Annotated in this window: 12 protein-coding genes; 7 read left to right on the forward strand and 5 right to left on the reverse strand. The window is 60.9% G+C overall.

All coding sequences use genetic code 11. The features are described from left to right. Positions 1-99: 99 nt before the first annotated feature. Positions 100-3,999 (forward strand): phosphoribosylformylglycinamidine synthase, encoded by a 3,900-nt coding sequence (gene purL, locus AB7M23_RS11210; RefSeq protein WP_330522052.1) that lies wholly within the window; start codon positions 100-102, stop codon positions 3,997-3,999. Between the two features lie 5 nt (positions 4,000-4,004). Continuing rightward, complete coding sequence (locus AB7M23_RS11215; RefSeq protein WP_099773673.1) at positions 4,005-4,316, forward strand: Nif3-like dinuclear metal center hexameric protein; 312 nt, start codon at positions 4,005-4,007, stop codon at positions 4,314-4,316. A 76-nt stretch (positions 4,317-4,392) separates the two neighbouring features. Here AB7M23_RS11215 and AB7M23_RS11220 read toward each other — a convergent pair whose 3' ends face one another. Further along, on the reverse strand, positions 4,393-4,914 hold the full coding sequence (locus AB7M23_RS11220) for a L,D-transpeptidase family protein (protein WP_065759974.1): 522 nt from the start codon (positions 4,912-4,914) through the stop codon (positions 4,393-4,395). A 29-nt stretch (positions 4,915-4,943) separates the two neighbouring features. Then, positions 4,944-5,498 carry an NUDIX hydrolase gene (locus AB7M23_RS11225; protein ID WP_102052824.1) on the reverse strand — a complete coding sequence of 185 codons (555 nt, stop codon included), beginning with the start codon at positions 5,496-5,498 and terminating at the stop codon, positions 4,944-4,946. Between the two features lie 134 nt (positions 5,499-5,632). On the opposite strand from AB7M23_RS11225, the gene AB7M23_RS11230 reads away from it, so the two are divergent. The 5 genes from AB7M23_RS11230 (at position 5,633) to purT (ending at position 8,806) form a co-directional block, all read left to right on the forward strand. Beyond that, positions 5,633-6,232: a CoA pyrophosphatase gene (locus tag AB7M23_RS11230; protein WP_065759972.1), complete on the forward strand. Its 600-nt coding sequence runs from the start codon at positions 5,633-5,635 to the stop codon at positions 6,230-6,232. Between the two features lie 40 nt (positions 6,233-6,272). Beyond that, on the forward strand, positions 6,273-6,797 hold the full coding sequence (locus AB7M23_RS11235) for a gamma carbonic anhydrase family protein (protein WP_454240840.1): 525 nt from the start codon (positions 6,273-6,275) through the stop codon (positions 6,795-6,797). After that, complete coding sequence (locus AB7M23_RS11240) at positions 6,797-7,009, forward strand: DUF1289 domain-containing protein (RefSeq protein ID WP_454242168.1); 213 nt, start codon at positions 6,797-6,799, stop codon at positions 7,007-7,009. Before AB7M23_RS11235 ends, AB7M23_RS11240 begins: the two co-directional genes overlap by 1 nt. A gap of 52 nt (positions 7,010-7,061) precedes the next feature. After that, positions 7,062-7,529, forward strand: a complete 468-nt coding sequence (locus AB7M23_RS11245) for a VUT family protein (RefSeq protein ID WP_065759969.1) — start codon at positions 7,062-7,064, stop codon at positions 7,527-7,529. Between the two features lie 95 nt (positions 7,530-7,624). After that, positions 7,625-8,806 carry a formate-dependent phosphoribosylglycinamide formyltransferase gene (gene purT / locus AB7M23_RS11250; protein WP_065759968.1) on the forward strand — a complete coding sequence of 394 codons (1,182 nt, stop codon included), beginning with the start codon at positions 7,625-7,627 and terminating at the stop codon, positions 8,804-8,806. A gap of 75 nt (positions 8,807-8,881) precedes the next feature. Here purT and AB7M23_RS11255 read toward each other — a convergent pair whose 3' ends face one another. From AB7M23_RS11255 to AB7M23_RS11265, 3 genes are all read right to left on the reverse strand, one after another. After that, positions 8,882-10,186, reverse strand: a complete 1,305-nt coding sequence (locus AB7M23_RS11255; RefSeq protein ID WP_099773674.1) for an MFS transporter — start codon at positions 10,184-10,186, stop codon at positions 8,882-8,884. A 290-nt stretch (positions 10,187-10,476) separates the two neighbouring features. Beyond that, complete coding sequence (locus tag AB7M23_RS11260) at positions 10,477-11,697, reverse strand: transporter associated domain-containing protein (RefSeq protein ID WP_454240841.1); 1,221 nt, start codon at positions 11,695-11,697, stop codon at positions 10,477-10,479. Between the two features lie 13 nt (positions 11,698-11,710). Then, complete coding sequence (locus tag AB7M23_RS11265; RefSeq protein ID WP_065759966.1) at positions 11,711-12,523, reverse strand: cytochrome C assembly family protein; 813 nt, start codon at positions 12,521-12,523, stop codon at positions 11,711-11,713. Between the last annotated feature and the right edge of the window lie 41 nt (positions 12,524-12,564).

Genomic DNA, 12,564 nt, shown 5'->3' on the forward strand with positions numbered 1-12,564 from the left:
CGGGCAGGTGTGGATGCAGCGTTTCGAGTGCCTGACGCGCCGGTTTAGGCTACAATGCACGGCCTCTAAGCACACCCCCTTCCTGAGGCTGTCCCGACGATGTTGATCCTGCGCGGCGCTCCTGCCCTTTCTGCCTTTCGCCACGGTAAGTTAATCGAGCAACTGAGCCAGAAAGTCCCCGCTGTTAGTGGTTTGTATGCTGAATTCGCTCATTTCGCCGAGGTTGACGGTGATCTGACCGCCGATCAACAGCAGGTGCTTGCACGTCTGCTCAAGTACGGCCCTAGCGTACCGGTTCAGGAGCCCACTGGCCGCCTGTTTCTGGTAGTGCCACGTTTCGGCACCATTTCGCCCTGGTCGAGCAAGGCCAGCGACATCGCCCACAACTGTGGCCTGACTAATATCCAGCGCCTGGAGCGGGGTATCGCCTTCTATGTCAGCGGTGAGCTGAGCGAGGCTGATGTCGTTGCTGTTGCCGACGTGCTGCACGACCGCATGACTCAGCTGGTGCTGAGCAAGCTGGAAGATGCCGCGGGTCTGTTCAGTCACGCACAACCCAAGCCGTTGACGGCGGTCGATGTGCTGGCCGGCGGCCGTGCCGCACTGGAAAAGGCCAACGTCGAGTTGGGCCTGGCCCTGGCTGACGATGAGATCGATTACCTGGTCAATGCCTTCCTGGGCTTGAAGCGCAATCCGCACGACATCGAGCTGATGATGTTCGCCCAGGCCAACTCCGAGCATTGCCGGCACAAGATCTTCAATGCCAGCTGGGATATCGATGGCGAAAGCCAGGAAAAAAGCCTGTTCGGCATGATCAAGAACACCTACCAACTGCACAGCGAAGGCGTGTTGTCTGCTTACAAGGACAACGCCTCGGTGATCGTAGGTTCCGTGGCCGGTCGTTTCTTCCCGAACCCTGAAACCCGCCAGTACGGCGCGGTGCAGGAGCCGGTCCACATCCTGATGAAGGTCGAGACCCACAACCACCCGACCGCTATTGCGCCGTTCCCGGGGGCTTCTACCGGTTCCGGTGGCGAGATTCGCGACGAAGGCGCTACCGGCCGTGGTGCCAAGCCGAAAGCGGGCCTGACCGGTTTCACCGTGTCCAACCTGCGCATCCCCGGTTTCGAACAGCCTTGGGAAAAGCCTTACGGCAAGCCTGAGCGCATCGTCAACGCGCTGGACATCATGATTGAAGGCCCACTGGGTGGTGCGGCGTTCAACAACGAATTCGGTCGTCCAGCCCTGACCGGCTACTTCCGTACCTTCGAGCAGTCGATCACGACCCCGCACGGTGATGAAGTCCGTGGTTACCACAAGCCGATCATGCTGGCCGGTGGTATGGGCAACATCCGTGAAGACCACGTGCAGAAGGGCGAAATCAGCGTCGGCGGCAAGCTGATCGTGCTGGGTGGCCCGGCCATGCTGATCGGCCTGGGCGGCGGTGCCGCCTCGTCGATGGCGACCGGTTCCAGCTCGGCTGACCTGGACTTCGCTTCCGTTCAGCGGGAAAACCCTGAAATGGAGCGTCGTTGCCAGGAAGTGATCGACCGCTGCTGGCAGCTGGGCGACAACAACCCGATCAAGTTCATTCACGACGTCGGTGCGGGCGGCCTGTCCAACGCTTTCCCTGAACTGGTTAACGACGCCGGTCGCGGTGGTCGTTTCGAACTGCGCAACGTGCCGAACGACGAACCAGGCATGGCACCGCTGGAAATCTGGAGCAACGAATCCCAAGAGCGTTATGTGCTCTCGGTCGATGCGGCCGATTTCGAGCGTTTCAAGGCTATCTGTGAGCGTGAGCGCTGCCCGTTCGCGGTGGTTGGCGAGGCCACTGCCGAACCGCATCTGACCGTTACCGACAGCCATTTCGGCAACAATCCGGTGGATATGCCACTGGACGTGTTGCTGGGCAAGCCGCCAAAAATGCACCGTTCGGTGACCCGTGAAGCGGAACTGGGCGATGATTTCGATCCAAGCGCACTGGCGCTGGATGACTCCATTGATCGCGTATTGCGTCACCCTGCGGTGGCCAGCAAGAGCTTCCTGATCACCATCGGCGACCGCACCATCACGGGTCTGGTTGCTCGCGACCAGATGGTCGGCCCGTGGCAAGTGCCCGTGGCCGATGTCGCTGTCACCGCCACCAGTTTCGATGTCTACACCGGTGAAGCGATGGCCATGGGTGAGCGTACCCCGTTGGCCCTGCTCGATGCCCCGGCGTCCGGTCGCATGGCGATTGGCGAGACCCTGACCAACATGGCTGCCTCGCGGATCGGCAAGCTGTCCGACATCAAGCTGTCGGCCAACTGGATGTCTGCCGCAGGTCACCCGGGTGAAGATGCGCGTCTGTATGACACCGTCAAGGCCGTTGGTATGGAGCTGTGCCCAGAGCTGGGCCTGACCATTCCGGTGGGCAAGGACTCCATGTCCATGAAGACCCGCTGGAGCGAAGAGGGCGAGGAGAAGAGCGTTACCTCGCCGCTGTCGCTGGTTGTCACCGGTTTTGCGCCTGTGACTGACATTCGCAAGACCCTCACCCCAGAGCTGCGTATGGACAAGGGCGAGACCGATCTGATCCTGATCGACCTCGGCCGTGGCCAGAACCGCATGGGTGCCTCGATCCTGGCACAGACCCACGGCAAACTGGGCAGCCAGGCGCCGGACGTCGACGATGCCGAAGACCTGAAAGCCTTCTTCGCCGTGATCCAGGGCCTGAACGCTGACGGTCATCTGTTGGCCTACCACGACCGTTCCGATGGTGGTCTGCTGGTCAGCGCACTGGAAATGGCCTTTGCCGGTCACTGTGGCCTGAGCCTGGAGCTCGACACCCTGACCAGCAAGCGTGAGAAGGTCGCGGCGATTCTTTTCAACGAAGAGTTGGGTGCGGTCATCCAGGTGCGTCAGGACGCTACGGCAGAGGTACTGGCACAGTTCAGCGCCGCAGGCCTTGGTGAGGACTGTGTTGCCGTGATCGGCCAACCGATCAACAGCGCAGAAGTGCAGATCAGCCTGAACGGCGAAGTGCTGTTCGACGGTGAGCGCAGTGTGTTGCAGCGCACCTGGGCGGAAACCAGCTACCGGATCCAGCGTCTGCGTGATAACGCTGACTGTGCCGATCAGGAGTTCAATGCCCTGCTGGAAGAAGACAACCCAGGCTTGAACGCCAAGCTGGGCTTTGACGTCAACCAGGATGTCGCGGCGCCTTACATCAAGACCGGTATTCGTCCGCAAGTGGCTGTACTGCGTGAGCAGGGTGTCAACGGCCAGGTGGAAATGGCCGCTGCGTTCGACCGCGCCGGCTTCAATGCCATCGACGTGCACATGAGCGATATCCTCGCTGGTCGCGTTGACCTGAACGACTTCAAGGGGCTGGTCGCCTGTGGTGGCTTCTCTTATGGTGACGTGCTGGGTGCCGGTGAAGGCTGGGCCAAGTCGGCCCTGTTCAACAGCCGTGCCCGTGATGCCTTCCAGGGCTTCTTCGAGCGTAACGACAGCTTCACCCTGGGTGTCTGCAACGGTTGCCAGATGCTCTCCAACCTGCACGAGCTTATTCCGGGCAGCGAGCTCTGGCCGCACTTCGTGCGTAACCGTTCCGAGCAGTTCGAGGCCCGTGTGGCTATGGTTCAGGTTCAGGAGTCGAACTCGATCTTCCTGCAGGGCATGGCCGGTTCGCGTATGCCGATCGCCATCGCTCACGGTGAAGGTCATGCCGAGTTCCAGAGCCCTGAGGCGCTGCTTGAAGCAGACCTGTCCGGCTGCGTGGCGCTGCGTTTTGTCGACAACCATGGCAAGGTCACCGAAGCTTACCCGGCCAACCCTAACGGTTCGCCGCGTGGTATCACTGGCCTGACCAGCCGCGACGGTCGCGTCACCATCATGATGCCGCACCCTGAGCGGGTCTTCCGTGCCGTACAGAACTCCTGGAAGCCGGACGAGTGGAATGAAGACGGTGCGTGGATGCGGATGTTCCGTAACGCGCGCGTGTGGGTGAACTAAGCCGGATGTACAAGCTCGCCTTCTTCGTACCGCCTAGCCATCTAGAGGTGGTCAAGGCTGCCGTATTCGCCGCCGGTGGCGGCCGAATCGGTGACTATGATTGCTGCGCCTGGCAGGTACTTGGCCAGGGCCAGTTTCGCCCACTGGACGGTAGCCAGCCGTTCATTGGGCAGGCGGGTGTGGTTGAGCAGGTGGAAGAGTGGCGCGTAGAGTTGGTGGTGGCCGACGCGTTGATTGAGTCGGTCGTCACTGCTCTGAAGCAGAGCCATCCGTATGAAACCCCGGCCTATGAAGTCTGGCAGCTCGCCAACTTTTGAGGGGTTCAATAAAAACGCCGCGATCGATACCGATCGCGGCGTTTTTTTATGGGTTCAGTTTACTGCTCTTGCTGCCTCAGGGGCGGATCTCGATCAGGGTGCCGTCCTTGACCAGGCTCCAGACTTCGCGCATGTCGGCGTTCTTCATGGCGATGCAGCCTTCGGTCCAGTCCAGGGTATGGAAGTACCACTCCGGGTACTCGTCATTGAGGGGGGTACCGTGGATCATGATCATGCCGCCAGGCTCGACACCTTCGCGGCGCGCTCGGGCGGCATCGCTGACGTTCGGGTAGGAGACATGCATGGCCAGGTTGTAGCGATCGCTTACCTTGCGCCAGTCAAGCCAGTACAGGCCTTCTGGGGTGCGTTTGTCACCTTCGCGCTGTTTCGGGCCGTTGGGCTGCTTGCCCAGGGAGATGCGGTAGCTCTTGAATGGTTCGCCAGCGCTGATCAGTTGCAGTTGGCGGGCTGATTTTATGACCAGCACTTTCTCGACGGTGCGTTGCTGTGAGACCGGCTTGGTCACGATGGTTTCGGTGAAGGCCGCCTGAGATACCGAGGCCACTGTGAGGCAGAAGAGGGCAAGCAACCAACGCATGAAACAATATCCCTGATAAGTAGCCAGATCTAAGTCGTGAATGACGGGCCGAACAGGGGGGGTAGGCATTCGTTACCGACCGGGAAGCGCTGCTCGACGAGGTCACGATAATAGCATTCTAGGGTACGACTGATGGTGCGGAAAGCCAGCTCATCCCAAGGTATTTCGCTCTTTTCAAACAGCCGTACTTCCAGGCTTTCCTCGCCAATGGCGAAATCCAGATCGCTCAGTTCGGCGCGGAAGAACACGTGTACCTGGTTGATGTGCGGCAGGTCGAACAGTTGGTACAGGCTCATTGGGCCAAGTCGCGCGCAGGCCTCTTCGATGGTCTCGCGGCGAGCGGCCTGTTCGATGGTCTCACCGTTCTCCATGAAACCAGCCGGCAGGGTCCAGTAGCCGCGTCGGGGTTCGATGGCGCGGCGGCACAGCAGTATCTGGCTGCCCCAGATTGGCAGAACGCCGGCGACGATGTTCGGGTTCTGGTAATGAACGGTCTGGCAATGCTCGCACACATAGCGCAGGCGGCTGTCGCCTTCGGGGATGCACTGAATGACCGGTTTGCCGCAGGCGCTGCAGAAATTCATGATCGGATTATCCTGATGGTTAGGCCTATCTTCGCGCCAGTGTCGGCAGGCCCGCAAGCGGGTTTGCCGCAGGGGGTTGGGCAGGGCGGTGCATTTGGTGCATGATGAGGAGAGTCCTTGAGTTGAGAGAGACCATGCTGGACGAGTTACTTCGCCGAGTGAGTAGTCATACACCGAGTACCCTGGAGACGGATCGACGTTTTCCCGAGGCCGCCGTGTTATTGCCCATCACGCGCAGCGACGAGCCTGAGCTGGTGCTCACCTTGCGCGCCAAGGGGCTTTCCACCCATGGTGGTGAAGTAGCCTTCCCGGGTGGTCGACGCGACCCGGAAGACCCCGACCTGATCTTCACCGCCTTGCGCGAGGCCGAGGAGGAGATTGGCCTGCCGCCGGGCCTGGTGGAGGTCATCGGCCCGTTAAGCCCACTGATTTCCCTGCACGGCTTGCGCGTCACGCCCTTTGTCGGGGTGATTCCCGACTATGTCGAGTACCGCGCCAACGATGCTGAAATTGCCGCTGTGTTTACTGTGCCGCTGGCGTTCTTTCGTCAGGACCCGCGCGACCATACGCACCGCATCGACTATCAGGGGCGCAGTTGGTATGTGCCCAGCTACCGATTCGGCGAATACAAGATCTGGGGGTTGTCGGCGATCATGATCGTCGAGCTGGTCAATCTGGTTTACGATGCCGGCATCTGCTTGCACAAGCCGCCAGAGCGTTTCATTCCAATCTGAGCGGGCTCAACCGCCATGATCCAATCGTGAGGAACCACGCATGAAATACCGTCTGGGCGACCTGCGGGTCGAAACTCATCCGCAGAGCTGGGCTGCGCCCACCGCCACGCTGATTGGCAAGGTGCGCTTGCAGGCGGGCGCCAGTGTCTGGTTCGGTGCGGTACTGCGTGGTGACAACGAGCTGATCGACATTGGCGAGAACAGCAACGTTCAGGACGGTACGGTGATGCACACCGACATGGGTTCGCCGCTGACCATCGGTAAGGGCGTGACGATTGGTCACAATGCCATGCTCCATGGCTGCACGGTGGGTGACTACAGCCTGATCGGCATCAACGCCGTAATCCTCAACGGCGTGCGTATCGGCAAGCACTGTATTATCGGCGCCAATGCACTGATTCCCGAAGGCAAGGAGATCCCCGATGGCTCCTTGGTCATGGGCTCGCCGGGCAAGGTCGTGCGCGAGCTGACAGAAGCACAGATGAAAATGCTTGAAGCCAGCGCGGCCCACTACGTTCACAACGCACAGCGTTATGCCCGTGATCTGGCTGAGCAGGAGGCATGATGGTCAGCCCGGAGCGCCCGGTGGCGTCACCTTGTGTCAACGTGTGCGCACTGGACGAGCAGGATATCTGTACCGGTTGTCAGCGTACCGCCAGTGAAATCACGCGCTGGGGGCGCATGGACAACAGTGAGCGGCGTGAGGTGCTGCTGTTGTGCCACGAGCGCGCACTGGCTGCGGGTTTGATACTGTCGACGGCCCAGCCATCGGCTTGAGCCTTACCGGGGCGGTCAAGTATTCTGTCCGGCTTGCCCTTCGGTTGCCCCTATGTTCTTTCTGATTGCTTACATCAGCAGTGTCGTGCTGATCAACTACGCCTTTTCCAGCGCCCCGCACCTGGACATCATCTGGTCTGCCTGGGGTGGTCTGGTGTTTATCCTGCGCGATATGGTGCAAACCCGCTTTGGGCATGGCGCTCTGATCGCCATGCTGGCAGCGCTGGTACTGTCCTACCTCACCTCCGAACCGGCCATCGCCCTGGCCAGCGCCACGGCTTTTGCGGTCTCCGAGTGCATCGACTGGCTGGTCTTCAGTATCACCAAGCGGCCCTTGCATGACCGCCTCTGGCTCAGCTCGGCGCTGAGCATTCCGCTGGATACCTTTATCTTCTTCGGCATGATCGGTGCGCTGACGCCTGCGGTAGTCGGTACTGCATTGGGCTCCAAATTTGCCGGTGTGACGGTGGTCTGGCTGGCGATGGCCTGGCGCGCGCGGAAAAACGCTTACGCCAGCTGAGGCTTAGATGACCGGTTCATGTAAAATGTGCTCCCTATTACCGGGTTGCACCGAGCGCGGGGCGGCCCTGGACTCCTTCCTTTTGAGGACCTGAGATGACCCGTATCGGAACCCCATTGTCGCCGACCGCGACCCGCGTACTGCTGTGTGGCTGCGGCGAGCTGGGCAAGGAAGTGGTAATCGAGCTGCAACGCCTGGGTGTTGAAGTGATTGCCGTGGACCGTTACGCCGATGCGCCGGCCATGCAGGTGGCGCACCGTAGTCATGTGATCAACATGCTCGATGGTGTTGCCCTGCGCGCTGTGATCGAGGCCGAGAAGCCGCACTACATCGTTCCGGAAATTGAAGCCATTGCCACCGCGACCCTGGTCGAGCTGGAAGCTGAAGGCTTTACCGTGGTGCCGACAGCCCGTGCTGCGCAATTGACCATGAACCGTGAAGGCATCCGTCGTCTGGCCGCTGAAGAGCTCGATCTGCCGACCTCGCCGTATCATTTTGCCGACACCTTCGAAGACTATCGCAAGGCTGTTGAAGACCTGGGCTTCCCGTGCGTGGTCAAGCCGGTGATGAGCTCTTCGGGCAAGGGTCAAAGCCTGCTCAAGAGCGCCGATGACCTGCAGAAGGCCTGGGACTACGCTCAAGAGGGCGGTCGTGCCGGCAAGGGGCGGGTGATTATCGAGGGCTTCATTGACTTCGACTACGAAATCACCTTGCTGACCGTGCGACACATTGGCGGTACGACGTTCTGCGCACCTGTCGGCCATCGCCAGGAAAAGGGCGATTATCAGGAGTCCTGGCAGCCGCAGGCCATGAGTCCGGTAGCGCTGGCTGAGTCCGAGCGCGTGGCCAAGGCCGTTACTGAGGCCTTGGGCGGGCGTGGTCTGTTCGGTGTCGAACTGTTCGTCAAAGGCGATCAGGTGTGGTTCAGCGAAGTATCGCCGCGCCCGCATGATACCGGTCTGGTTACCCTGATTTCCCAGGACCTGTCGCAGTTCGCCCTGCATGCGCGTGCCATTCTTGGCCTGCCAATCCCGTTGATTCGTCAGTTTGGTCCGTCGGCGTCGGCGGTCATTCTGGTTGAGGGGCAGTCGCAGCAGACCGCATTTGCCAATCTGGGCGCCGCGCTGAGCGAGCCGGATACCGCGCTGCGTCTGTTTGGCAAACCGGAGGTGAATGGTCAGCGCCGCATGGGTGTGTGCCTGGCGCGTGACGAGTCGATCGAGGCCGCCCGGGCCAAGGCGACCCGCGCTTCGCAAGCGGTCAAGGTTGAGTTGTAAGGTTTAAGCACCCTCGCTAGCAAGCCTGACTCCTGCTGGAGGCAGGCTTGCTAGCGATGAGCTGCAGTGCAGCGCTTAAAGCTCCGAATGTCGCGTTTCTTTCAGGCACAGCACGGCAATCAGGCTCAGCAGAGCCGCCGCCGAAACATAGCCTCCCACCCAGCTCAAGCCCCCCATGCTCACCAGTTTCTGGGCAAAGAACGGTGCTGCCGATGCGCCGACGATGCCACCTAGGTTATAGGCTGCCGAAGCCCCGGTGTAGCGCACATGGGTCGGGAACAGCTCTGGTAGCAGCGCGCCCATCGGCGCAAATGTCACGCCCATCAGAAACAGCTCGATAGCCAGGAACAGGGCTACACCAGTGGTCGAACCCTGAGTCAGCAAGGGCTCCATGGTGAAACCCGACAGGATGGCCAGAATGCCACCGCCAATCAGCACAGGCTTGCGGCCGTAACGGTCGCTGAGCCAGGCCGACAGTGGCGTGGCCAGGGCCATGAACAGCACGGCGAAGCACAGCATGCCCAGGAAGCTCTCGCGGCTATAGCCAAGCGTCGATACGCCATAGCTCAGTGAGAATACGGTGGAAATGTAGAACAGGGCATAGCACACCACCATGGCCGCAGCACCCAGCAGCATGGGCGCCCAATACTGGGAGAACAGCTCTATGACGGGCATTTTGACGCGTTCGTGGCGAGCGACTGCCTTGGCGAATACCGGGGTTTCTTCCAGTTGCAGGCGCACGTAGAGGCCGACAATGACCAGTGCGGCGCTGAGCAGGAACGGAATGCGCCAGCCCCAGCTACGGAATTGTTCATCGGTCAGCAGCAAGGCTAGGGTCAGGAACAGGCCATTGGCCGCCAGGAAGCCGATCGATGGTCCTAGTTGAGGGAACATGCCAAACCAGGCGCGTTTGCCCTTTGGCGCATTCTCGGTGGCCAGCAATGCCGCCCCGCCCCATTCCCCGCCCAGGCCAAGGCCTTGGCCGAAGCGCAGCACGCAGAGCAGGACCGGCGCCCAGGCTCCGATGCTGTCGTAGCCGGGCAGTACGCCGATCAGTGTGGTGCAGACGCCCATCAGCAGTAACGAGGCGACCAGGGTCGACTTGCGCCCGATGCGGTCACCGAAGTGGCCGAACAGCGCCGAACCCAGGGGGCGTGCCAGAAACGCGATACCAAACGTCAGGAAGGCCGAAAGCATCTGCGCGGTGCTGGAGGTCTGGGGAAAGAATACCGGGCCGATGACCAATGCAGCGGCGGTGGCATAGACGTAAAAATCGTAGAACTCGATGGCGGTGCCGATAAAGCTCGCGGTCGCGACGCGTGCGGGCGAGTTGCCTGGGGCGGCTGCGGTTGTGCCGTCGTAGGTGTGGGTGGTTGTCATTCAATGATCCCTGACAGTCAAGTGCTCCATGGGCCGGCGAGTGTGCGCAATGCAAGGCGAGTACTCGGCAAGGCGAGTACTCGCAGGCGTCGAAGCTGTTTTAGTTATGCGTTATTGAGGTGCCAATGAACATGCGCCCTCTGGGGATGGGGGCGGGCGCGAGCAGTGGGTCGGGGTTTGAGCCGCTGCCGGTAAAGCGCGCAATGTTCAGTCAGACTGACTGGCCGAGATTCGCCGGATGCGGGTAGCGGGCGTTACGGCTGGGCTGGGTAAGCGTGCATCGAGTATAGCTAACGGGTTACTGTCCAGACCAGCACGCGACTGGCGCAATTGTCCTCGGTTTCGAGGATTTCCATGCGATATCGGCCTATTTTCAGGCATACAGCGCTTTCGGGGATGCTTTCCAGGGCCTCGGTAACCAGCCCGTTGAGCGTTTTGGGCCCATCGCTGGGCAGGTGCCAGCCGAGGCAGCGGTTCAGTTCGCGCAACGAAGCAGCGCCTTCGATGACAAAACGGCCGTCGGCCTGCGGATGGATATGCGGGTTGTCCAGGCTGTGTTCATCCTCAAACTCGCCGACGATCTCTTCGAGGATGTCCTCCAGGGTGACGATGCCCAGCACTTCACCATATTCGTCGACCACCACGCCGAGGCGGCGCTGCTGTTTGTGGAAATTCAGCAACTGCAACTGCAGGGGCGTGCTTTCGGGGACGAAGTACGGTTCGTAGCAGGTTGCCAGCAAGATTTCCTTGGTCAGTTCGCCCTTGGGGAGCAGGTGGCTGATCTGCCGGGTGTTGAGTACTGCTTCGACCTGGTTGATGTCGCTGTGGAACACCGGCAGGCGCGTGTGGCGGCTGATGATCAGCTGTTCGATGATGGTTTCGATCGAATCATCCAGGTTAATGCCGTCCACGTCGTTGCGCGGCACCAGGATGTCGTTGACCGTCACCTTGTCCAGGGTCTGCAGGCTATGGAGCAGCGGGGCTTTGTGGTGGCCGTGGTCCAGTGCGGCGTCCTGCTCGCTGTGCGTATCCTGCTCGTTGTTGTCGTGCTGGCTGACCGTATTGGCCTTCAGGGCAAAGGGGCGTATCAGCAGGCGGGCAATGCCATCGAACACGCAGGCCAGTGGTTGAATGGCGTGCAGTGGGTACTTGAGCAGGCTGTTGCCGAGGCCAACGATTGCCTCTGGGCAGCGTCGCGCCAGCCGGCGAGGCATGTACTCTGCGAACACCAGAAGGGCTGCGGCTGCGGCTGCGGCGCCTGCCCAGAAGCCGGTATCGCCCATGCAGCGCAGGCCAAGCTGCACGGCCAGGGCAAACACCAGCAGTTTGCCGAGGCTGGCGCAGAGGATCAGGGCGGACAAGGGCAATTCCAGGAGGGGTCGCTCGCCTTGCTGACCGTTGCGCCGCTGCAGCATCTGCTGTCGGGCCGCGTCCACTGTGGCGAAGAGTGCCGACCATATCAGTGCCAGCGCCAGTGCGCCGAGCAGAGGGCCTAGTGGCAGGTTGTCCATAGGTGGCGGCCTGTCAGATATGCAGGATGAATTCGCGTACCAGCTTGCTGCCGAAATAGGCCAGCATCAGCAGGCAGAAACCGGCCAGGGTCCAGCGGATCGCCTTGTGCCCGCGCCAGCCAAGGCGGTTGCGTCCCCAGAGCAGCACGCTGAACACGATCCAGGCCAGGCAGGCCAGTAGCGTTTTATGCACCAGGTGTTGGGCAAAGAGGTTCTCGACGAACAGCCAGCCGGAGATCAGCGAGAGCGACAGCAGCCCCCAGCCGGCCCAGAGAAAGCCAAACAGCAGGCTTTCCATGGTTTGGAGGGGTGGGAAGTTCTTGATCAGGCCAGAAGGGTGCTTGTGCTTGAGCTGGTGGTCCTGCAGCAGTAGCAGCAGTGCCTGGAATACGGCGATGGTGAACATGCCGTAGGCCAGGATCGACAGCAGGATATGCGCAAGGATGCCTGGTTCTTCATTGATCAGCGGCGGCGTGCCGGCAGGTGCGAACTGCGCACTCAAGGCGGTGACCAGCCCGAGTGGGAACAGTAATACCAGCAGGTTTTCCACCGGGATGCGCAGGCAGGCGACCAGCGTCAAGGTGATCACCGCCGTCGCGATCAGGCTGGCGGCACTGAAAAAGTCCAGGCTCAAGCCCAGCGGCGTCAGCAGTTGGCAGTACAGTGCGGTGCCTTGTGCGGCAACGGCAAAGCAGCCTAGCAGGCTGAGCAGGCGTTTGTTGGCCTTGGTGCCCTGTGCGAGGCGTGTACCGTGATAGAGGGTCGCGGCGGCGTAGAGGCAGGCGGCGATCAGATTGGGTAGCAGACTGGGTGACAAGGGGAGCATAAGTCCTGTTAGGCAAGCCCGAAAGAAACTGAGTTTGGCAT

The organism is Pseudomonas sp. HLS-6 TE3448, from assembly GCF_053629555.1.

Coding starts and splice junctions, on each gene's coding strand:
- AB7M23_RS11255 (WP_099773674.1), bottom strand. CDS start 10,186: ATGACAACCACCCACACCTACGACGGCACAACCGCAGCCGCCCCAGGC.
- AB7M23_RS11260 (WP_454240841.1), bottom strand. CDS start 11,697: ATGGACAACCTGCCACTAGGCCCTCTGCTCGGCGCACTGGCGCTGGCA.
- purT (WP_065759968.1), top strand. CDS start 7,625: ATGACCCGTATCGGAACCCCATTGTCGCCGACCGCGACCCGCGTACTG.
- purL (WP_330522052.1), top strand. CDS start 100: ATGTTGATCCTGCGCGGCGCTCCTGCCCTTTCTGCCTTTCGCCACGGT.
- AB7M23_RS11220 (WP_065759974.1), bottom strand. CDS start 4,914: ATGCGTTGGTTGCTTGCCCTCTTCTGCCTCACAGTGGCCTCGGTATCT.
- AB7M23_RS11245 (WP_065759969.1), top strand. CDS start 7,062: ATGTTCTTTCTGATTGCTTACATCAGCAGTGTCGTGCTGATCAACTAC.
- AB7M23_RS11265 (WP_065759966.1), bottom strand. CDS start 12,523: ATGCTCCCCTTGTCACCCAGTCTGCTACCCAATCTGATCGCCGCCTGC.
- AB7M23_RS11240 (WP_454242168.1), top strand. CDS start 6,797: ATGGTCAGCCCGGAGCGCCCGGTGGCGTCACCTTGTGTCAACGTGTGC.
- AB7M23_RS11225 (WP_102052824.1), bottom strand. CDS start 5,498: ATGAATTTCTGCAGCGCCTGCGGCAAACCGGTCATTCAGTGCATCCCC.
- AB7M23_RS11215 (WP_099773673.1), top strand. CDS start 4,005: ATGTACAAGCTCGCCTTCTTCGTACCGCCTAGCCATCTAGAGGTGGTC.
- AB7M23_RS11235 (WP_454240840.1), top strand. CDS start 6,273: ATGAAATACCGTCTGGGCGACCTGCGGGTCGAAACTCATCCGCAGAGC.
- AB7M23_RS11230 (WP_065759972.1), top strand. CDS start 5,633: ATGCTGGACGAGTTACTTCGCCGAGTGAGTAGTCATACACCGAGTACC.